The sequence below is a fragment of the Micromonospora echinospora genome, from assembly GCF_014203425.1.
GTDB lineage: Bacteria > Actinomycetota > Actinomycetes > Mycobacteriales > Micromonosporaceae > Micromonospora > Micromonospora echinospora_A.
On sequence record NZ_JACHJC010000001.1, the window covers coordinates 904932 to 924635 of the forward strand.

Below are 19704 nucleotides of genomic sequence, written 5' to 3' on the forward strand. Positions count from 1 at the left end.
AGTCCACCAGCCTCCGGTGATAGAGTCCGCCCGTCCAAATCAGGGAGGTCAACCATGGCGTTGAGCGCCGAACAGGGTGATCGGCTCGCCCACCTGCTCACTGAGCACGCGGAGCGGTTGACCAGTCGCTGGACCGAGATCGTCGCCGGTTCGCTGCGTGGTCGTCTGAGCCGGGCCGAGCTGGCTCGCCAGGTGCAGGAACTGCACCGCGCGCTGATCGACGCCGGCCGGCATGGCGTCTCCGACCTGGCCGGCGAGCACGCCGGTGAGCTGCGCGCGGTGCTGTCCGAGCTGTCCACGAACCGGGCCCGGCAGGGGTTCTCCGCGACCGAGACCGCGATCAGCGTGTTCGCGTTCAAGGACTCGCTGCTGGAGCTGATGGAGGACGAGAAGGGCGACAACACCCTTCGTGACTTCGTCGCCTACTCCGCGCTCGTCGACCAGATGGGCCTGTTCACCTTCGAGACGTTCGTCCGGGCCCGCGAGAGCCTGATCGCCGACCAGGCGGAGCAGTTGCTGGAGCTCTCCACCCCGGTGGTCAAGCTCTGGGAGGGCGTGGTCGCCGTCCCGCTGGTCGGGACGCTGGACTCGGCCCGCGCCCAGGTCGTGATGGAGCGGCTGCTCCAGACCCTGGTCGACACCGGGTCGCCGTACGCGATCATCGACATCACCGGCGTGCCGGCGGTGGACACCCAGGTCGCGCAGCACATCCTCAAGACCGTGGTGGCCGCCCGGCTGATGGGTGCCGACTGCATCATCTCCGGCATCCGCCCGCAGATCGCCCAGACCATCGTGGCCCTCGGGATCGAGTTCGGCGACATCGCCACCAAGGCGAGCCTCGCCGACGCGCTGCGCCACGTGCTGCGCATGACCGGGGTCGAGACCCCCGCTCGCCGCCCGCGCCGGGAGTCCTGATGGAACGGGTGCCGATCCTCAAGATCGGCGACATCCTGCTGGTCTCCATCCAGCTCGACATGTCCGACCAGACAGCGATCCAGCTGCAGGAGGACCTGGCCGAGCGGATCGTCGCCACCGGCTGCCACGGCGTGATCATCGACATCACGGCGCTGGACATCGTCGACTCGTTCGTCGGCCGGATGCTCTCCACCATCGCGTCCATCTCCAAGGTGCTGGACGCCGAGACGGTGGTGGTCGGCATGCGCCCGGCCGTCGCCATCACGCTCGTCGAGCTGGGGCTGTCGCTCAACGGCATCCGTACCGCGTTGAACGTCGAACGCGGCATGGAGCTGATCGCGGCGAGCCGCGCCGACGAGTGGGACGAGGCGGCCGACGAAGAGGGCACCGACACGACGGCGACGGCATGACCACCGGCGTCGACCTCGGCGTGCCGGCGACGCAGGCGATCCGCAGCGACGAGGACGTGGTGCGGGTCCGGCAGTTGGTGCGTACCACCGCCGTCGCGGTCCGGCTCACCCTGGTCGACCAGACGAAGCTGGTGACCGCCGCCAGCGAGCTGGCCCGCAACACGCTGATCTACGGCGGCGGGGGCCGCGCCGAGGTGAGCACCGTCTCCGACGGGCGACGGCGCGGCGTGCGGATCCTCTTCGCCGACGAGGGGCCGGGCATCCCCGACCTCGACCTGGCGCTGACCGACGGCTACACCACCGGGGGCGGACTGGGCCTCGGGCTCAGCGGGGCCCGCCGGCTCGTGGACGACTTCGACATCCAGACGGCTGTCGGTGAGGGGACGCGGATCACCGTCACCAAGTGGTCGCGATGATCGGCGACGTGGTCCCCGACCACGGGATGTGGTTCCGGATCGACAACGGCGCGACCGCCGGCGGCGTACGCCGGGCCGCCGAGCGTCTCGGCCGGCAGCTCGAAATGAGCGCCGAACGTGTCGCGGACCTGGCCATCGTTACCGCCGAGATCACCAGCAACCTGGTCAAGCACGCCCGCGAGGGCGCGCTCCTGATGCGTCCGGCGCGCCGGGCCGGACTGGCCGGGGTGGAGCTGGTGGCCATCGACTCCGGCCCCGGCATGGCCGACCTCACGCTGTCCTCGGTCGACGGCCACTCCACCGCCGGCACGCTCGGCATCGGCCTCGGCGCGATCGTCCGGCAGGCGAGCCGGTTCGACGGCTACTCGATGCCCGGCCGGGGCACCGTCCTGGTCGTCCAGCTCTGGGACGTCGCACCGCCGGAGCCGGACTGGGCGGGCGGACTGACCCGGCCGATCACCGGGGAGCAGAGCAGCGGCGACGGGTACGCGGTCCGCGAGGTCGACGGCCGCCGCCAGGTGCTGGTCTCCGACGGCCTCGGCCACGGGCCACTGGCCGCCGCCGCGACCGGAGCCGCCGTGTCCGCGTTCCGCTCCGCTCCCGACGGGCCGCCGGACGTGGTGGTGCGGCACCTGCACGCCTCCATGTCGCACACCCGGGGCGCGGCGCTCGCGGTGGCCGAGCTGGATCCCGCCGCCGGGCTGCTCCGCTACGCCGGCCTGGGCAACATCGCCGCGATGATCGTCACACCGGGCGAGCGGCGGCGCGGGCTGGTCTCGCTGCCGGGCATTTCCGGGCACCAGCGTCCGACGATCCGCGGGTACGACTACCCCTTCTCGCGCGACGCCACCCTGGTCATGCACAGTGACGGGGTGGTGGATCGCTGGGACCTGGACAACTATCCCGGGCTGGCCGGGCGCAACCCGTTGCTGGCCGCCGCGACGCTGCTGCGTGACGCCGGCACCCGTCGCGACGACGCCTGCGTCCTGGTGGCGCGGGGGGCGGCATGAGCGAGCCGCTCCTGCACCTCGCACTCCGGGTCGAGCAGGACATCTTCCTGGTCCGGCAGCGTGGCCGGGAGGTGGCCGCGGCGGTCGGGCTGGAACACCAGGACCAGGTGCGGATCGCGACCGCGCTGAGCGAGGTGGCCCGGGAGCTGCTGCGCGGGGCCGACGGCGCGGACGTCACGTTCGCCCTCGCCTGGGACGCCGTGGGCCGCAGGGTGCTTCAGGTGGACCTGTCACCGCTGCGTCCGCTGCCCGGCGGCCGGTACGAGCCGCAGTCCGGCGCCGTCGCGCGTCTGGTGGACACGTTGCGGGTGGTGGCCGTCGAGGGCGATAGCGTCGTGAGGATGTCCAGACGGGTGCCCGACCACGCCGAGGAGCTGACGCCGGAACGCGCCGGCCGGCTCCGCGCCGAGCTGGCCGAGCGTGCTCCGGGCTCCGCGCTGGACGAGCTGGCCGCGCAGAACTCCCAGCTCATCGCGGCCCTCGACGAGGTACGCAGCCAGCGCGACGAGCTGGAGGTGCTCAACTCCGAACTGCAGGAGACCAACCAGGGCGTGATGGCGCTCTACAACCAGCTCACCGAGGAGCTGGAGGAGACCAACCGGGGCGTGGTGGCGCTCTACGCCGAGCTGGAGGAGAAGTCCGCGCAGCTGCGGGCCGCGAGCGAGTCGAAGAGCCGGTTCCTGGCCAACGTCAGCCACGAGCTGCGCGCGCCGGTCACCGCGATCATCGGACTGGCCCGGCTGCTCGCCGACTCCGCCTCCGACCCGCTCACCGGCGAGCAGGCCCGCCAGGTGGGGCTGATCCGGTCCTCGGCGGGCGACCTGCTGGGGCTGGTGAACGAGCTGCTCGACCTGGCGAAGGCGGAGTCGGGCCGGATCGAGCCGGAGTGGTCCGAGGTCGACCTGCGCGCGGTGTTCGGACAGCTGCGCGGCACGCTGCGGGCGCTCACCACCCGCTCCGAGGTAGAGCTGGTGGTCGAGGAGCCGCCGGCTCCGGCGACGCTCCGCTCGGACGAGGTGCTGCTCGCCCAGGTGCTGCGCAACCTGCTGCACAACGGCCTGAAGTTCACCGAGCGCGGCGAGGTACGCCTGCGGGCCGAGCGCCGGGGCGAGCAGTGGATGCTCTTGGTCACCGACACCGGCGTCGGGATCCCGCCCGAACTGCACGAGCGGGTCTTCGAGGAGTTCTACCAGGTGCCCGGCACGACGCGGGTCGGCGGCACCGGGCTCGGCCTGCCGTACGCGCGACGGCTGGTCACGCTGCTCGGCGGGACGCTGGAGCTGAGGAGCGAAACCGGCCGGGGCAGCACGTTCACGGTGCTCCTTCCTGCGGGCGGAGCGTGACGGTGGACAGCGGGGCGGTGACCGTGCTTGTGGTCGACGACAGCGGCCCCAAGCGGTACCTGCTGGTGAACTGGCTCACCCGGGCCGGCTTCGTCACCATCGAGGCCGAGAACGGCACCGAGGCGTTGGACCGGGTGGCCCGGGAGCACGTCGACCTCGTGGTGCTCGACGTGCGGCTGCCCGATATGAGCGGCTTCGAGGTGTGCGAGCGGATCAAGGAAACGTACCCGTACATCCCGGTCATCCACGTCTCCGCCCACGCGGTGGACGTGGTCGACCGGGCGCAGGGTCTCACCCGGGGCGCGGACGCCTACCTGGCCGAGCCGATCGAGCCGGAGGAACTGGTCGCCACCGCGCACGCGGTGCTGCGCTACTACCAGGCCCGGCTGCGTGCCGAGCAGCTCGCCGAGCGGCTCGCCGCGCTCGCCGACGCCACAGTGGAGATGCACGCGACGCCGAACTTCGTCCGGCTGCTGGAGGCGGCCGCGAGCGGCGCGGCACGGATCTTCAAGGCTCCCGCGGCGGTGGTCGCCGAGACGTTCGACGGGGACTGCCTGGCCGGGGTGGCGGTCGACCCGCACACGCCGGCCAGGATCGTGCCGTGGGTGGTGGACGACACCGGAGTGCCGATCGGCACCCGGGTACGCGTCGACGACCCGGGCAACTGGGCGCTGACGGACTGGCCGGACGGTGACACGGTGACAGTGGCCGCCTCCCGGCTGCGGGAGGACCGGGCCCCGCTGTACGTGGTGGTACCGACCGCCACCCAGACCGTCCGTACGCCGGTGCTGGTGCAGCTCGCCCAGGCCGTCGCCTCGGCGGTGGAGGCGCAGCGGTCCTTCGACGAGGAGCACCGGATCGCTGTGACGTTGCAGCGCAGCCTGCTGCCGCAGCGCCTGCCTGACGTCGTGGGCCTGGACCTGGCCGTGCGGTACGAGCCGGCGAGCGCGCAGACCGAGGTGGGCGGCGACTTCTACGAGCTGGTGATGCTCGACGGGCACCTGCTGGTGGCGATCGGTGACGTGGCCGGGCACTCGCTGCACGCCGCCACCGTGATGGCCGAGTTGCGGCACGCGGTGCGCGCGTACGCGGTCGAGGGCCATCAACCCGGGGTGATCCTGGACCGGGTCAACGAGCTGATGCGCAACCTGCTGCCGACCGAGCTGGCCACCATCTGCGTGCTGCTGCTCCACCCGCCGACCGGGCTGGTCCGGCTGGCCAGTGCCGGGCACCTGCCGGCATTGCTGAGTCGCGACGGCCGGGTCGAGTTCGTGTCGCAGTCCGCGCCGCTGCTCGGGGTACGCGCGCGGCGCCCGCCCGATCTGGAGTTCGTGCTTCCCGCCGGGGCGACGCTCGTGCTCTACACCGACGGGCTGATCGAGCGGCGGGACGCCACCATCGACGACGGGATGGCGGCGCTCGGTATGGCCGCCGCCCGGGTGGACGACGACCTGGATGAGTTCTGCCAGCGACTGTTGGTCGAGCTGGCGCCGCCGGAGATCCAGGACGACGTCGCGGTGGTCGCGGTCCGCCGCCGCTGACGCGCTCCCGGTCACGTACCGTAGCTGAGCTGCCTGTCACGTTGCGTCACCGTCGCCGCGGGTGAGCGAGTGGGCCTGCTGCCGACTTTGCTCTGCAGCCATCGGCGCAGCGGGCGCCTGAGCAGGTGCTACCTGTTGACCATGGTCGACGGCGTCGCGCCGCCACCGTCACCGTCGGTGTGCGCTGCGTCAGTGGGTGCAGAGCAAGGTCGGCGCGAGGTGAGGCCCGCCGCTCCGCCGACTGTCACCGTTCGTGACTGCGGAGTGAGGGTGGGCAAGGCGACGGCCCGCGCTCCGCAGGGCGCCTGACCCGCGTCACTGTCTCAGGGACGCCAGCGAGCGGGCGTACGCCGCGGGCGAGACCCCGGCGACGGCGGTGAACTCGCGGACCAGATGGGCCTGGTCGGCGTACCCCAGGTCGGCGGCGACCCGCGACCAGTCCAGCGGCCCGGCGGCGGCCTGTTCGATCGCCTCCTGGAGCCGGTAGCGGCGGATCACCCACTTCGGACCGACGCCCACGTGGTCGAGGAAGAGGCGCTGGAGCCGGCGGACGGAGACGCTCCGCCGCCGCGCGAAGTCGGTCACCCGCAGCACGGTCCGGTCGGCACGGATCTCCTCGACCAGCGCGGTGGCCTCCGCGGCGAGCGGATCCGCGACCGGCGACCACGAGGTCAGCAGCTCGTCCAGCCTCGCGCAGCGCTCGTCGTCGGTCCCCGGGCAGATCGGCCCGTAGGTGATCGGTACGCGCCGGCCGGTCAGCTCGGCGACCGGACGCCGCCAGAACGGCCGGAAGCCGCCCGGGCGGAACTGGACGCCGGAGACCCGGCCGACGCCGTGCAGCGTGATGGCGAACAGGCCGGTGTCGACGCCCGCGATCTCACCGTGTTCGGCCGCGCCGTCCTGCGCCTGGAACACCACGTTCACGGTCGGGTGCGGCACCACCCGTTGCTCGAACGGCTCGTCCAGGTCCCAGTCGATCAGCCAGTAGTGCTCCACCCACCGACGCAACGCCGGGGCGGCCATCCGGCGCCGGAACCGGACCTGCCGGCGCAGCCGGCCCGGATCGAGGATGCCCCGGTTGTCACGCCGCGGTTCGTGTCGCATTTCTTCAATACCACCCTCCTAGGCTGCCCCTATGAGCACGAAGACTAGTGAGCTGCTCGCCGTCGCGGCGCCGCGTACGGTCGCTGTGGTTCGCGGCATCTCCGACGAGCAGCTCGGCCTGCCCACCCCATGCCCCGACTACACGGTGCGTGACCTGCTCGGTCACCTGTTCGACGTGGTGGTCAACTTCCAGGCGCTGGCCCGCCGGGAGACGGTGGACTGGTCCGGCAAGACCGACCACCTGACCGAGGGCTGGCGCGACCGGTTCGCGGCCGAGGCGGCCCGGCTGATCGAGGCATGGTCCGACCCGGCCGCGCTGGACGGCGTTTCACCCGGCATGGGGCTACCCCAGGAGACGGTCGGGTCGATGGCCCTGATCGACCTCACGGTGCACGGGTGGGACCTGGCCCGGGCCACCGGCCAGGAGCTGACAGTGGACCCGGCCGTGGTGTCGGCGGGGCACGAGTTCATGGACCGCATGGGCGACACGGGGCAGAAGATGGGCGCGTTCGGCCCGCCGGTGCCCACCGAGGCGGCGCCGACCAGCATGGGCGCGCTGCTCGGCCGGGCCGGGCGGAACCCGGCCTGGACCCGCTGACCCGAACGGCCCGCGTGGTCCCGCGCGGGCCGTTCGGCCGCGGCGTGCCGGTCCGCGTACCGGATGGCTCGGTGGCCCGTACTTCCGCTGTTGCTCGCCGGCACGGGGCGGCGAGCGGCACGGACGGCCGCGCCCGCCGGGCCGCGACGGCCGGCGTCCGGCCCGGCGGTCAGCGGCCGAGCAGGCCGGCGGAGCCGGCGACCACCAGCCCGATCACCGTCGAGCAGCAGCAGACGACAAGCGCGGCGGCGACCACCACGAGGACCAGCCAGGTGGGTCCCCGTCGCGCCACCGAGGGCTCCTCGTCGCTCATCCCGGCAGTCTAGGTTGATGCGATGGAGCTGATCTCGATCGCCGACGTCCGGGCCGCCGCCGAGGACGTGGCCGGCACCGTGCTGCGGACTCCGTTGATGCCGGTGCTCTGGGACGATCAGCTGTGGCTCAAGCCGGAGAACCTGCAACCGGTGGGGTCGTTCAAGCTGCGCCCTGGCCGCCCGGCTCTTCCACAGTGGCGAGCTGCCGGCCGGCCGTACCGTCGCGGTCGTGACCGGTGGCAACGCCGACCTACACGGCGCGGCCGACGCGGTCCAGGATCCAGGCGTTGACGAACGCCTCCTCGCGCCACGAGTCGTACCGGCCGCTCGGCCCGCCGTGACCCGCGCCCATCTCGGTCTTGAGCAGGTAGTCGCCCTGCGGCGCGGTCGCGCGCAACCGGGCGATCCACTTGGCCGGCTCGTGGTAGAGCACCCGGGTGTCGTTGAGGCTGGTCACCGCCAGGATGGCCGGGTAGTCGGCGGCGGTGACGTTTTCGTACGGCGTGTACGACTTCATGTACGCGTAGACCTCGGGGTCGTCCAGCGGGTTGCCCCACTCCTCCCACTCGGTGACCGTCAGCGGCAGCGACGGGTCGAGGATCGAGGTGAGCGCGTCCACGAACGGCACCTGCGCGACGATCCCGGTGAACGCGTCCGGGGCGAGGTTCGCCACCGCGCCCATCAGCAGGCCACCGGCCGACGCGCCCCGGGCGACCAGCCGGTCGCCGGCCGTCCAGCCCGCCTTGACCAGGTGCCGGGCGCAGGCCACGAAGTCGGTGAACGTGTTCTTCTTGGCCAGCAGCTTGCCCTCGTCGTACCAGCGCCGGCCCAGCTCACCGCCGCCCCTGATGTGCGCCACCGCGAAGATCACGCCGCGGTCGAGCAGGCTCAGCCGGGCGATCGAGAACCACGGGTCCATGCTCGCCTCGTACGACCCATAGCCGTAGATGACGGCGGGCGCCGAGCCGTCACGCGGGGTGTCCCGGCGGCACACGAGCGAGATCGGCACCCGGGTGCCGTCGTCGGCGAGCGCCCAGTCCCGGTGCTGCTCGTAGTCGGCCGGGTCGTACGGCCGCCCGTCCGGCCCGGGGCGTACCGGCTTCTGCCGCCGCAGCGTCAGCTCCCGGGTGACCAGGTCGTAGTCGTAGACCGAGTCCGGCGTGACGAGCGAGGTGTAGCGCAGCCGCACCTCGTTCGTGCGGTACTCCGGGTTGGCGTCCAGCCCGACGCTGTAGATCGGCTCGGGGAAGTCGATGTCCCAGCTGTCGTCGCTGCCGACCGGAAGCACCCGCAGACCGGTCAGCCCGTTGACGCGCAGGGAGACCACGAGGTGGTTCTCGAACGCGTCGACCGCCTCCAGCCGGGTGCCGGGCGTGTGCGGGATCAGCGGCGTCCAGTCGCCCGGCGCGTCCGCCGAGGTGTACGCGAGCGCGAAGTCCTCCGCGCCGTCGTTGTGCAGGATCAGGAAGCGGTGGCCGTGGTGCTCCACCGCGTACTCGATGCCCTGACGCCGCGGGGCCACGACGGCGGGCTCGCCGGTCGGGTTGGCCGCCGGGATCACCCGCACCTCGCTGGTGATCTTGCTGTGGATGTCGATCACCACGAAGCGCTCGGAGCGGGTCAGCTCGACGCCGACCCAGAACCGCTCGTCGTCCTCCTGGTAGACCACCACGTCCTCGGTGGACGACGTGCCGACGGTGTGCCGCCAGACCCGGTTCGGCCGCCACGCCTCGTCCACGGTGACGTAGAACAGCGTCGAGGCGTCGCTCGACCACGCGGTGCCGTAGAACGTGTCCGGCACCTCGTCCGGCAGCGACTCGCCGGTGGTCAGGTCCTTGATCCGCAGCGTGAAGCGCTCGTCGCCGGAGAAGTCGGTGGAGTAGGCCAGCCAGCGGCCGTCCGGGCTGACGTCGAACGCGCCGAGCGAGAAGAAGTCGTGCCCCTCGGCGAGCTGGTTGCCGTCGAGCAGCACCTCCTCGCCGTCGAGCGGCGCGCCGTCCGCGCTGACCGGGGGCGCGGTCTCGCCGGGGCGGACCGCGCGGCGGCAGTGCACGCCGTACTGCTGCCCCTCGACGGTGCGGGTGTAGTACCAGTGACCGTCCTTGCGGGTCGGCACCGACAGGTCGGTCTCCTGGGTGCGCCGGCGCGTCTCCTCGAACAGCTCCGCGCGCAGCTCGGCCAGGTGGGCGGTGCGCGCCTCGGTGTACGCGTTCTCGGCGTCCAGGTAGGCGATCGTGTCCGGGTCGTCCTTGGCGGCGAGCCAGGCGTACTCGTCGAGGACTGTGTCACCGTGATGGACGCGCTCGGTCGGGACGCGCTTGGCGACGGGCAGTGGGGTTTCGGTCACGGCGCCACGTTACCGGGCGCCGGGCCGCCGCCGGGACCGCCCGCCGCGCGAATCCGACGACTCGCCGCCAGGGCTTTCGAACATGTGTACGATGACCGCCATGGCGGATGCAGCTCGTTCCACCAACCGACCCGGAGCCCTCGACATCACCCGGAAGCTGGCGGAGATCTGCGGTTCGCCGTTCGCCCGCTTCGCCGGCCCGGCCGACGAGGTGGCCGGGCGTACCGCCCGTTGGGTGGCCGTGCCCGGCGGCCCGCATGCCGCCGCAGAGGTGTTGCGGCTGGCCGCCGCGTACGACCTGACAGTGGTGCCGCGCGGCGCCGGCACGAAGATCGACTGGGGCGCCGCTCCGGCGCAGGTGGACATCATGCTCGACACCGGCCGCCTCGCCGGGGTCTGGCACGAGCCGCGCGACGCGGCGGTGGCCGAGATCGGCGCCGGTACGCCGATGCGCGCGGTCCAGGCAACGCTGGCGCGCACCAACCGGCGGCTGCCGGTCGACGTGCCCTCGCCGGGGGCGACGCTCGGCGGGGTGCTCGCCGCCGACGAGTCCGGCCCGCTTCGCCACCGGCACGGCAGCCCGTGCGCCCAGCTCATCGGCGTGCGCTACCTCGACGCCGACGGCGAGCTGGTGAGCGTCGGCGAGTCCGGCACGGCGGCGCTCGGCCGGGCCGCCCCGGCGGGCGGAGGCCGGTCGGCTGGTGGCGTTCCGGCGGATGGCGGTGGCCGGGCGGGTGCAGTGGGCGGCGCCTGGTCCGGCGTCGGCGGGCCGGGCGGCGGTGGGTCCACGGGCGATCCCGGTGGCGGTCGGGGCGGGGACGTCGCCTGGGCGCGTGACGCGGACGCGATCCTCGGTCGTGGCGAGGTGCCCGGGCTGGACGTGGCCCGGCTGCTCTGCGGCTCACAGGGCGGGCTCGGCGTGCTGGTCTCGGCCACCATGCGGGTGCAGGCCGTGCCGGCGAGCCGGGTCTGGGTGTCCCGCCCGGTGTGGACGCCGCTGGAGGTGCACGACCTGGTCCGGGCCGTGCTGGCGTCCGGCGTCGGCCCGGCCGCCGTCGAGCTGGACCTGCCGGTGCCGGTGCCGCTGCCCCGTCGCCGGATTCCGGCCACGCACCCGTCGGTGATCAACCGTCCCGATCACCCGGCCGTGACCGGCCGGCCCGCGGCGGGCAGCCTGGTGGTGCTGCTGGAGGGCGGCCCGGCCGACGTGACCGAGCGGGCCGAACGGCTGACCGCAGTCCTCGGCGCCCCGGCGATGGTCGGCCACCACGCGCCGGAGTGGTGGGGGCGCTACCCGTTCGCGCCCGGAGACACCGCGCTGCGCATCGAGGTGCCGATCAACGACCTGCACGCCGCCGTCTACGCGCTGCGTGACGCCGCCGGCGCCCCCGTGCCGGTACGCGGCTCGGCCGGCACGGGCGCGGTGCACGCAGCCCTGCCCGGCGCGCTGCCGCCGGAGCGGGTCGCCTCGATCCTCACCGCTGTCCGCAGCGTTCTGATCGCCCGGCAGGGCCGGTGCGTGGTGGTGGCCGCGCCGACGGCGGTGCGCCGCACCGTCGACCTCTGGGGCGAGCTGCCCGCGTTGCCGCGCCTGCGCAGCGCCAAGGCTCACCTGGACCCGCACCACCGCCTGGCTCCCGGCCGCCTCCCCGGCGGCCTCTGAACACGGTGGCCCAGGCCTGCTCGCCCCGAGGCTCCAGGCTGTCTCCGCACCGGATGCCATTCCAGCGGGCGCGGCAGCAGCAGGCACCAGTTCGGCGTGGTGGTTGTGTCCGCGTGCCCAGGATGCCGCCACTTCGGCGAACTGGTGCCGCCCACCCGCCAGCCCACCGACCGCCCCGCGGACCCGGCCCACCTACCCGCCACCGACAACCCGCACCGCCGCCCGCACTCCCACCACTGTCGTGATCAAGGAGTTTGTGTCACGTTTCGCGCCTCTCCAAGCCCCAAACTCCTTGATCACCGCCGGAGTCGGGGTGGGCGGACGTGAGAGGGGGCGCCGCGGGGAGGGGGTCAGGGGGTGTCGTTTCGGAGGACCAGGATGGCTATGTCGTCACGTGGGGGCTCGACGGAGAAGGCGATGGTGGCGGCGCGCAGCCGGGCAGCCACCACGTCGGCGGAGTACCCGGCCAGCGGCGCCGCCGACTCGCGCAGCCGTTCGGTGCCGAACAGCTCGCGTCCACGCCGCCGTTCGGTGACCCCGTCGGTGTAGAAGATCAGCGCGTCGCCGGGCTTGAGCGCCAGCTCGGCGGTGGGCGTGCTGATGGCGTCGAGCAGGCCCAGCGCCGTACCGCCGGTTCCGATGAACGTGGCGCCGCCCCCGCCGTGCAGCAGCACCGGGCGGTCGTGGCCGGCCAGGTGCAGCGAGACGTCGAGCTGGTCGCCGTCGCCGGGCGAGACCGCCGCCAGCGCCAGCGTGCAGTAGCGCCCGCCGCCGCGCTCGACGAGCGTCTCGTTGAGCCGGCTGAGCACCTCGGGCAGCGGCTTGCCGTCGCCGACGAGAACCCGGATCACGTCCCGGACCAGGCCGGTCACGGCGGCGGCCTGCACGCCCTTGCCCGACACGTCGCCGACCACCACGAGCCAGCGGCCGTCCGGCAACGGGACCACGTCGTAGAAGTCGCCGCCGACCTCCGCGTCGTCGCCGGTGGGGACGTACTCGGCGGCGAAGCCGATGCCCTCGACCACCGGGAGCACGGGCGGCAGCAGCGACTGCTGGAGCGTCTGGGCGACCCGGCGGCGTTCGGCGTGGATGCGGGCGTTCTCGATGGCGAGCGCCGCGCGGCGGGCCACGTCCTCCAGCACGGAGACCTCGTCCGGGTCGTGCCGGTGCCGCTGGTGCCGGCCCACGGCGAGGGTGCCGAGCCGTTGCCCGCGGGCGATCAGCGGTACGGCGAAGCCCTCCATCGGTCCGCCGAACGGCACCTGGGCGGCGCTGCGGGACGCCTCGCGCAGCCGGGACTGGAGCGAGTCCGGGCCGGTCTCCTGGAGGATCCGGTGCAGCTGCGGCAGCATGGCCTCGTCGGCGTGGCTGGACGCGGCGAGGCGCAGCCGTCCCCACTCGTCGGTGGTGTGCACGGCGCACCACTGGCCGAGCCGGGGCACCACGAGCTGCGGGATGAGCGCCATGGTCAACTCGACGTCCAGCGACTGGGCGAGCAGTTCACTCGCCTCGGCCAGGAACGTCAGCCAGGCGGACCGGCGCACGTCGGCGCGGCGCAGGCGGTCGTTCTCCAGGTGCAGCGACAGCCGCTCGGCGGCCAGCACCGCCAGCGGTCGGGCGTACGTCGAGGGCGCCGCGTCCAGTTCCAGCTCACCGGTGTACGGGCGGTGCACGGCGAGCGGTACGCGCAGCAACTCGTTGTCCTCGCGCGGCTGCCGGCCGTACCGGGCGAACATCTGGGTGCCCAACCCGTCGCCCCGGTCCAGCCGGACCGTGCCACCGGCGGCGCCCACCATCTCGCCGACCCGGGTCAGCAGGCCGGTGGCGAACTCGGCCAGCGGCTCGTCCGCGTACGGGTCGGGGGTGATCTGCATCAACTCGCTCATCGCGGCGGCGCTGGGCGCACTGTCGCCGGTCCGTTCCGGCTCGGTCACCGGCGGCGGGCCGGCCGACGGGCGGGCGGGCCCGCCGGGGCCGGGCCGGTCCAGGCGGAACCAGACGCCCTTGCCGGTGGGCAGGTACGTGGTGCCCCATCGGCTGGAGAAGTGGTCGACGAGCAGCAGCCCGCGCCCCCGCGTGGCGACCTCGGCGATGTCGGAGGTGGTGTTGCGCACGCCGACGATCAGCTCGTCGACCGGCCCGGAGGCGAAGTCGGTGACGGTGACGGTGAGGCCGTTCGGGTCGGCTTCGACCTCGATGTCCAGTTCGGTGCGCGCGTGCTCGACGGCGTTCGTGGTCAGCTCGGTGGTGAGCAGCAGCGCCTCGTTCAGCAGTTCGGGCAGCCGGGCTTCGAGCAGCATGGTGCGCACCACGGCGCGGGCCGCCGCCGGGGTGCGGCGGTCGGCGGGGAGGCGGACCCGGCGGACGTGCTCGTCCGCACCGCCGCTCCGAGTGGCCCCCGCCTCTGCTGACACCTCCGTATCCTCCACCGCCCCGACCCCGGGTGCCAAGCGTCCGGCGAACCGGCCAGTCAGGCTGATACGGCGCGTGACGCGGGGTTGCACGCCGTGACCTCGACGGATTACGCGGCAGAATGATGGGATGGCCGCGTGACGGCACGAGCCCGAGCGGAGCGAGGAACCATGACCACGGCAAAACAGTCGGTGACCGCGGACCCGTCCGCGTCCGACCACGAGGTGCTCCTCGGCGAGCTGGTCGACGCGTTGCGCCGGGTGGCGCACGGTGACCTGCGGGTACGCCTGCCGCGCCGGGCCGGACTGCCCGGTGAGGTCGCCGACGCCTTCAACGACGTGGTGTCGTTGCAGGAGCGGCAGCACCTGGACCTGCGCCGGATCAGCCGGATCGTCGGCCGTGACGGCCGGCTCACCGAGCGCCTGGACGACGAGGGCCTGGACGGCTCCTGGGCGGAGGGGCAGCGGGCGGTCAACTCGCTCATCGACGACCTGGGCCGGCCCACCACGGAGATCGCCCGGGTGATCGTGGCGGTGGCCGACGGCGACCTCTCCCAGCACATGGCGCTGGAGATAGACGGTCGTCCGCTCCGCGGTGAGTACCTGCGCATCGGCCGCACGGTGAACACGATGGTGGATCAGCTGTCGTCGTTCGCCGACGAGGTGACGCGGGTGGCCCGCGAGGTGGGCACCGAGGGCAAGCTGGGCGGCCAGGCCGATGTGCGTGGGGTCGCCGGCACCTGGAAGGACCTCACCGACTCGGTGAACACCATGGCGTCGAACCTGACCGGTCAGGTGCGGTCGATCTCGCAGGTGGCCACCGCCGTCGCGAAGGGCGACCTGTCGCAGAAGATCACGGTCGGGGCGCGCGGCGAGGTCGCCGAGCTTGCCGACACGATGAACTCGCTGACCGACACGCTGCGGCTGTTCGCCGAGCAGGTGACCCGGGTGGCCCGCGAGGTGGGCACCGAGGGCAAGTTGGGCGGCCAGGCCGAGGTGCCGGGCGTGGCCGGCACCTGGAAGGACCTGACCGACAACGTCAACTCGATGGCGTCGAACCTGACCGCGCAGGTGCGCAACATCGCGCAGGTGTCGACGGCGGTCGCCAAGGGTGACCTGTCGCAGAAGATCACGGTGGCCGCGCAGGGCGAGATCCTGGAGCTGAAGGACACCGTCAACACGATGGTGGATCAGCTGTCGTCGTTCGCCGACGAGGTGACGCGGGTGGCCCGCGAGGTCGGCATCGAGGGCAAGCTGGGCGGCCAGGCGCAGGTGCGCGGCGTCTCCGGCACCTGGCGCGACCTCACCGAGAACGTCAACCAGCTCGCCGGCAACCTGACCAGCCAGGTCCGCAACATCTCCCAGGTCTCCACGGCTGTGGCCAAGGGCGACCTGGGTCAGAAGATCACCGTGGACGCGCAGGGCGAGATCCTGGAGCTGAAGAACACCGTCAACACGATGGTGGACCAGCTCTCCTCGTTCGCCGACGAGGTGACCCGCGTCGCGCGCGAGGTGGGCACCGAGGGCAAGCTGGGTGGTCAGGCCCAGGTCAAGGGCGTCTCGGGTACGTGGCGGGACCTGACCGACAACGTGAACTCGATGGCGTCGAACCTGACCAGCCAGGTGCGGAACATCGCCTCGGTCACCACGGCCGTGGCGAAGGGTGACCTGTCGCAGAAGATCACCGTGGACGCCCGGGGTGAGATCCTGGAGCTGAAGTCCACTGTCAACACGATGGTGGATCAGCTGTCGTCGTTCGCCGACGAGGTGACGCGGGTGGCCCGCGAGGTGGGCACCGAGGGCAAGCTCGGTGGTCAGGCCCAGGTACGCGGCGTCGCCGGCACCTGGCGGGACCTGACCGACAACGTGAACTCGATGGCGTCGAACCTGACCGCGCAGGTGCGCAACATCGCCCAGGTGTCGACCGCCGTCGCCAAGGGCGACCTGTCGCAGAAGATCACCGTGGACGCCCGGGGTGAGATCCTGGAACTGAAGTCCACTGTCAACACGATGGTGGACCAGCTGTCGTCGTTCGCCGACGAGGTGACGCGGGTGGCCCGTGAGGTCGGTACCGAGGGCAAGCTGGGTGGTCAGGCGCAGGTCAAGGGCGTCTCGGGTACGTGGCGGGACCTGACCGACAACGTGAACTCGATGGCGTCGAACCTGACCAGCCAGGTCCGCAACATCGCCTCGGTCACCACGGCCGTGGCGAACGGTGACCTGGGTCAGAAGATCACCGTGGACGCGCAGGGCGAGATCCTGGAGCTGAAGAACACCGTCAACACGATGGTGGACCAGCTCTCCTCGTTCGCCGACGAGGTGACCCGCGTCGCGCGCGAGGTGGGCACCGAGGGCAAGCTGGGTGGTCAGGCCCAGGTCAAGGGCGTCTCGGGTACGTGGCGCGACCTCACCGAGAACGTCAACCAGCTCGCCTCCACCCTCACCACGCAGTTGCGCGCGATCGCGCAGGTCTCCACGTCGGTGACGCGCGGCGACCTGACCCAGCGGATCAACGTGAAGGCGCAGGGCGAGGTCGCCGAGCTGAAGGACAACATCAACCAGATGATCGTCACCCTCCGGGAGACGACGAAGAAGAACGCCGAGCAGGGCTGGCTCGACTCCAACCTGGCCCGTATCGGCGGTCTGCTCCAGGGCCAGCGCGACCTGGGCGAGGTCTGCCGCATGATCATGATGGAGGTGACCCCGCTGGTGGACGCGCAGCTCGGCGCGTTCTTCCTGGCGGACAGCTCCGAGGGCAGCATGCGGCTGCGGCTCACCGCCTCCTACGGCTACGTGGCCCGCGGCCACGACGTGACGTTCGGTCCGGGTGAGGGGTTGGTCGGGCAGGCCGCGCTGTCCCGCCGGACGATCCGGGTCAAGGCGCAGCCGGACGGGCGCCTCGTGGTGCGTTCCGGGCTGGCCGACACGCCGCCGGCCGACCTGGTGGTGCTCCCCGTCCTGTTCGAGGGCGAGCTGCTCGCCGTGATCGAGTTCGCCGGCGTGGCCACGTTCTCCGACCTGCACCTGGCGTTCCTGGAGCGGCTGGTGCTCACCATCGGCGTCGCGGTCAACACCATCCAGGCCAACCGGCGTACGGAGGAGCTGCTGGCGCAGTCGCAGCGGCTGGCACACGAGATGCAGGACCAGTCGGCCGAGTTGCAGCGCACCAACGCCGAGCTGGAGGACAAGGCGAAGCTGCTGTCCGAGCAGAAGGCGAACATCGAGACGCAGAACCGGGAGATCGAGCTGGCCCGGCTCGGCCTGGAGGAGAAGGCGCAGCAGCTCACCCGGGCGTCGGCGTACAAGTCGGAGTTCCTGGCCAACATGAGCCACGAGCTGCGTACGCCGCTGAACTCGCTGCTCCTGCTGGCCCGGCTGCTGGCCGAGAACCCGGAGCGCAACCTCAGCGCGAAGCAGATCGAGTTCGCCCGGACCATCCACGGCGCCGGGTCGGACCTGCTGTCGCTGATCGACGACATCCTCGACCTGTCCAAGATCGAGGCGGGCCGGATGGACGTGGAGCCCACCGAGATCCAGTTCGCCGAGATCCGGAGCTATGTGGAGCAGGCCTTCGCGCCGCAGGCCGAGGAGAAGGGCCTGGACTTCCAGGTACGGGTCAGCAGCGACCTGCCGCCCGCGCTGGTGACCGACGCCCAGCGGTTGCAGCAGATCCTGCGCAACCTGCTCTCCAACGCGGTGAAGTTCACCGACAACGGCGCGGTGACGCTGCGCATCGGTCCGGCGGCCGAGAACGCCGTCTTCGACGTGCCCGCGCTGACGAACGCGCAGCGGGTGATCGCGTTCACAGTGATAGACACCGGGATCGGGATCTCCGACGACAAGCTGTCGCTGATCTTCGAGGCGTTCCAGCAGGCGGACGGCACTACTAGCCGGCGGTACGGCGGAACCGGCCTCGGGCTGTCCATCAGCCGCGATCTGGCCCGCCTGCTCGGCGGCACGATCACCGTCTCGTCCGCGCCCGGTCAGGGTTCGACGTTCACTCTCTTCGTACCCGATGTGCTGGCGCCGGACGCGGTGGTGGCGCCGGCGCCGCCGTCGCCGAGCCGCGCGGGCCTGCCGTCGTCGCTGCTCATGCCGATGGAGCTGCCGCAGCCGCAGGAGACGCCCGCCACCCGGCGGCTGGACGGCGTGACCGTGCTGATCATCGACGACGACGTGCGGAACGTGTTCGCGCTGACGTCCGCGTTGGAACTGCACGGCATGACCGTGTTGTACTCGGACAACGGGGCGGACGGCGTCCGCCAGCTCGCCGAGCACCCGGAGGTGGACATCGTCCTGATGGACGCCATGATGCCGGACCAGGACGGGTACGAGACGACAGGGCAGATCCGCCGCAACCACCGGTTCGCGGACCTGCCGATCGTCTTCCTGACCGCCAAGGCGATGCCCGGCGACCGGGAGTCGGCGCTCAGCGCCGGCGGCAGCGACTACATCACCAAGCCGGTGGACCTGGACGAGCTGATCGAGCTGATGGCGTCCTGGATCGGCCGCAGCCGAGGCGAGGAGAACCCGTGACGCAGACGGCCAAGGCCCTGCTGGTGGACGACCGGCGGGAGAACCTGATGGCGCTGGAGGCGATCCTCCAGGGCCTCCCGGTGCAGTCGGTCGCGGTGGAGAGCGGCGAGGCCGCGCTCAAGCAGCTCCTCGTGGACGACTTCGCGGTGATCCTGCTGGACGCCCAGATGCCGGACATGGACGGCTTCGAGACGGCCACCCACATCAAGCGGCGCGAGCGCACCCGGCACGTACCGATCATCTTCCTGACCGCCGCGGACAAGGACGCACAGCTCGCGCTGCGCGGCTACGCGGCCGGCGCGGTCGACTACCTGACCAAGCCGTTCGACCCGTGGGTTCTGCGGGCGAAGGTGACAGTCTTCGTCGACCTGTGGGTGAAGACCCGGCAGCTCGCCGCCCAGTCGGACCTGGTGCGGGAGCGGGATCTGCAGTGGCGGCACCTGACCGACGCGGTGGACGAGGCCACAGCGCTGCTGCGCGCCGACGACGACCCGTCTGCCCGGGACCGCGCGGTGGACCTGCTGGAGCAGGCCCGCTGGGGCAACACCCGCTGACGGCTCAGCCGCCGGCCGGGCCACCGTGCCCGGTCGCGGCGCGCCGGGCCCGCCACCGGTCGCCGAGCGATTCCAGTTCCTCCTGTACGAAGAGGAAGAAGTCGCGCATCTCGGCGACCCGTTCCCCGGCCGGGGTGCTCCGGCCGCGCAGCGCGCCGACCCCTCCGGCGGCGATGTCGATGAGAGTCTTGTAGAGCGTGGACTTGGTGATCGTCGCCTCGTACCAGGGGTTGTCCGGCATCCGGTAGCGGTCGCGCCGGGAGCCCTTGACCGGCTCGCGGACCAGCATGGCGAACTGGGTCAGGTAGCGCACCGCGCCGGAGACCGCCGCCGCGCTGACGCCCAGCCGCTCGGCGATCTCGCCTGCGGTGAGCGGCTCGTCGGCGCTCATCACAGTGAACAGGACCCGGGCGGCCATCCGGGGGAAGCCCACGTCGGCGAAGGCCATCGCCATCCGCTCGACGAAGAGGTGGACCTCCTCCTCGTCGCGGTTGGTCGGCACGTTCATGGTCGGCTCCTCGACACTCACCCCGTGACCTTAC

At 72.2% G+C, this 19704-nt stretch carries 15 protein-coding genes; 10 read left to right on the forward strand and 5 right to left on the reverse strand.

Features of this window, described 5'->3' with window-relative positions; translation table 11 throughout:
- The first annotated feature begins 54 nt into the window (after positions 1-54).
- Genes FHU28_RS04350 through FHU28_RS04375 form a run of 6 tightly spaced genes read left to right on the forward strand, consistent with a single transcriptional unit; the run spans position 55 to position 5635 of the window.
- Positions 55-915: an STAS domain-containing protein gene (locus tag FHU28_RS04350; protein ID WP_184681128.1), complete on the forward strand. Its 861-nt coding sequence runs from the start codon at positions 55-57 to the stop codon at positions 913-915.
- The gene (locus tag FHU28_RS04355) at positions 915-1325 is read left to right on the forward strand and encodes an STAS domain-containing protein (RefSeq protein ID WP_184681130.1); all 411 of its coding nucleotides are present in this window, start codon (positions 915-917) and stop codon (positions 1323-1325) included. The genes FHU28_RS04350 and FHU28_RS04355 overlap by 1 nt, the downstream gene beginning before the upstream one ends.
- Positions 1322-1741, forward strand: coding sequence for an ATP-binding protein (locus FHU28_RS04360; protein ID WP_184681132.1), 420 nt, complete (start codon positions 1322-1324; stop codon positions 1739-1741). The genes FHU28_RS04355 and FHU28_RS04360 overlap by 4 nt, the downstream gene beginning before the upstream one ends.
- Positions 1738-2751, forward strand: coding sequence for a SpoIIE family protein phosphatase (locus FHU28_RS04365; protein WP_184689213.1), 1014 nt, complete (start codon positions 1738-1740; stop codon positions 2749-2751). Before FHU28_RS04360 ends, FHU28_RS04365 begins: the two co-directional genes overlap by 4 nt.
- Positions 2748-4094, forward strand: a complete 1347-nt coding sequence (locus tag FHU28_RS04370; RefSeq protein ID WP_184681134.1) for an ATP-binding protein — start codon at positions 2748-2750, stop codon at positions 4092-4094. The genes FHU28_RS04365 and FHU28_RS04370 overlap by 4 nt, the downstream gene beginning before the upstream one ends.
- A 2-nt stretch (positions 4095-4096) precedes the next feature.
- Positions 4097-5635 carry a SpoIIE family protein phosphatase gene (locus FHU28_RS04375; RefSeq protein ID WP_184681136.1) on the forward strand — a complete coding sequence of 513 codons (1539 nt, stop codon included), beginning with the start codon at positions 4097-4099 and terminating at the stop codon, positions 5633-5635.
- A 315-nt stretch (positions 5636-5950) separates the two neighbouring features.
- On the opposite strand, the gene FHU28_RS04380 is transcribed toward FHU28_RS04375, so the two are convergent.
- Positions 5951-6739 (reverse strand): helix-turn-helix domain-containing protein, encoded by a 789-nt coding sequence (locus FHU28_RS04380; RefSeq protein ID WP_184681138.1) that lies wholly within the window; start codon positions 6737-6739, stop codon positions 5951-5953.
- 31 nt (positions 6740-6770) lie between these two features.
- Between FHU28_RS04380 and FHU28_RS04385 the strand changes: the two genes are divergently transcribed.
- Positions 6771-7337 carry a TIGR03086 family metal-binding protein gene (locus FHU28_RS04385; protein ID WP_184681140.1) on the forward strand — a complete coding sequence of 189 codons (567 nt, stop codon included), beginning with the start codon at positions 6771-6773 and terminating at the stop codon, positions 7335-7337.
- Between the two features lie 169 nt (positions 7338-7506).
- Here the strand turns inward: FHU28_RS04385 and FHU28_RS04390 are convergent, their stop codons facing one another.
- Complete coding sequence (locus FHU28_RS04390) at positions 7507-7650, reverse strand: hypothetical protein (RefSeq protein WP_184681142.1); 144 nt, start codon at positions 7648-7650, stop codon at positions 7507-7509.
- Positions 7651-7901: 251 nt separating this feature from the next.
- On the reverse strand, positions 7902-9998 hold the full coding sequence (locus FHU28_RS04395) for a S9 family peptidase (RefSeq protein ID WP_184681144.1): 2097 nt from the start codon (positions 9996-9998) through the stop codon (positions 7902-7904).
- 100 nt (positions 9999-10098) lie between these two features.
- Here FHU28_RS04395 and FHU28_RS04400 point away from each other — a divergent pair, with 100 nt between their 5' ends.
- On the forward strand, positions 10099-11661 hold the full coding sequence (locus tag FHU28_RS04400; protein ID WP_260412842.1) for an FAD-binding oxidoreductase: 1563 nt from the start codon (positions 10099-10101) through the stop codon (positions 11659-11661).
- A 350-nt stretch (positions 11662-12011) separates the two neighbouring features.
- Here the strand turns inward: FHU28_RS04400 and FHU28_RS04405 are convergent, their stop codons facing one another.
- Positions 12012-14075, reverse strand: coding sequence for a SpoIIE family protein phosphatase (locus tag FHU28_RS04405; RefSeq protein WP_184681148.1), 2064 nt, complete (start codon positions 14073-14075; stop codon positions 12012-12014).
- A 168-nt stretch (positions 14076-14243) separates the two neighbouring features.
- On the opposite strand from FHU28_RS04405, the gene FHU28_RS04410 reads away from it, so the two are divergent.
- Together FHU28_RS04410 and FHU28_RS04415 are read left to right on the forward strand one after the other, a co-directional pair.
- Positions 14244-18608, forward strand: a complete 4365-nt coding sequence (locus FHU28_RS04410) for a HAMP domain-containing protein (RefSeq protein ID WP_184681150.1) — start codon at positions 14244-14246, stop codon at positions 18606-18608.
- A complete protein-coding gene (locus FHU28_RS04415; RefSeq protein WP_073826503.1) occupies positions 18605-19162 on the forward strand; it encodes a response regulator in 558 nt (185 codons plus the stop codon). Before FHU28_RS04410 ends, FHU28_RS04415 begins: the two co-directional genes overlap by 4 nt.
- 4 nt (positions 19163-19166) lie before the next feature.
- On the opposite strand, the gene FHU28_RS04420 is transcribed toward FHU28_RS04415, so the two are convergent.
- The gene (locus FHU28_RS04420) at positions 19167-19691 is read right to left on the reverse strand and encodes a GbsR/MarR family transcriptional regulator (protein ID WP_311773512.1); all 525 of its coding nucleotides are present in this window, start codon (positions 19689-19691) and stop codon (positions 19167-19169) included.
- Positions 19692-19704: the final 13 nt, after the last annotated feature.

Coding starts and splice junctions, on each gene's coding strand:
- FHU28_RS04350 (WP_184681128.1), top strand. CDS start 55: ATGGCGTTGAGCGCCGAACAGGGTGATCGGCTCGCCCACCTGCTCACT.
- FHU28_RS04355 (WP_184681130.1), top strand. CDS start 915: ATGGAACGGGTGCCGATCCTCAAGATCGGCGACATCCTGCTGGTCTCC.
- FHU28_RS04360 (WP_184681132.1), top strand. CDS start 1,322: ATGACCACCGGCGTCGACCTCGGCGTGCCGGCGACGCAGGCGATCCGC.
- FHU28_RS04365 (WP_184689213.1), top strand. CDS start 1,738: ATGATCGGCGACGTGGTCCCCGACCACGGGATGTGGTTCCGGATCGAC.
- FHU28_RS04370 (WP_184681134.1), top strand. CDS start 2,748: ATGAGCGAGCCGCTCCTGCACCTCGCACTCCGGGTCGAGCAGGACATC.
- FHU28_RS04380 (WP_184681138.1), bottom strand. CDS start 6,739: ATGCGACACGAACCGCGGCGTGACAACCGGGGCATCCTCGATCCGGGC.
- FHU28_RS04385 (WP_184681140.1), top strand. CDS start 6,771: ATGAGCACGAAGACTAGTGAGCTGCTCGCCGTCGCGGCGCCGCGTACG.
- FHU28_RS04390 (WP_184681142.1), bottom strand. CDS start 7,650: ATGAGCGACGAGGAGCCCTCGGTGGCGCGACGGGGACCCACCTGGCTG.
- FHU28_RS04400 (WP_260412842.1), top strand. CDS start 10,099: ATGGCGGATGCAGCTCGTTCCACCAACCGACCCGGAGCCCTCGACATC.
- FHU28_RS04410 (WP_184681150.1), top strand. CDS start 14,244: ATGACCACGGCAAAACAGTCGGTGACCGCGGACCCGTCCGCGTCCGAC.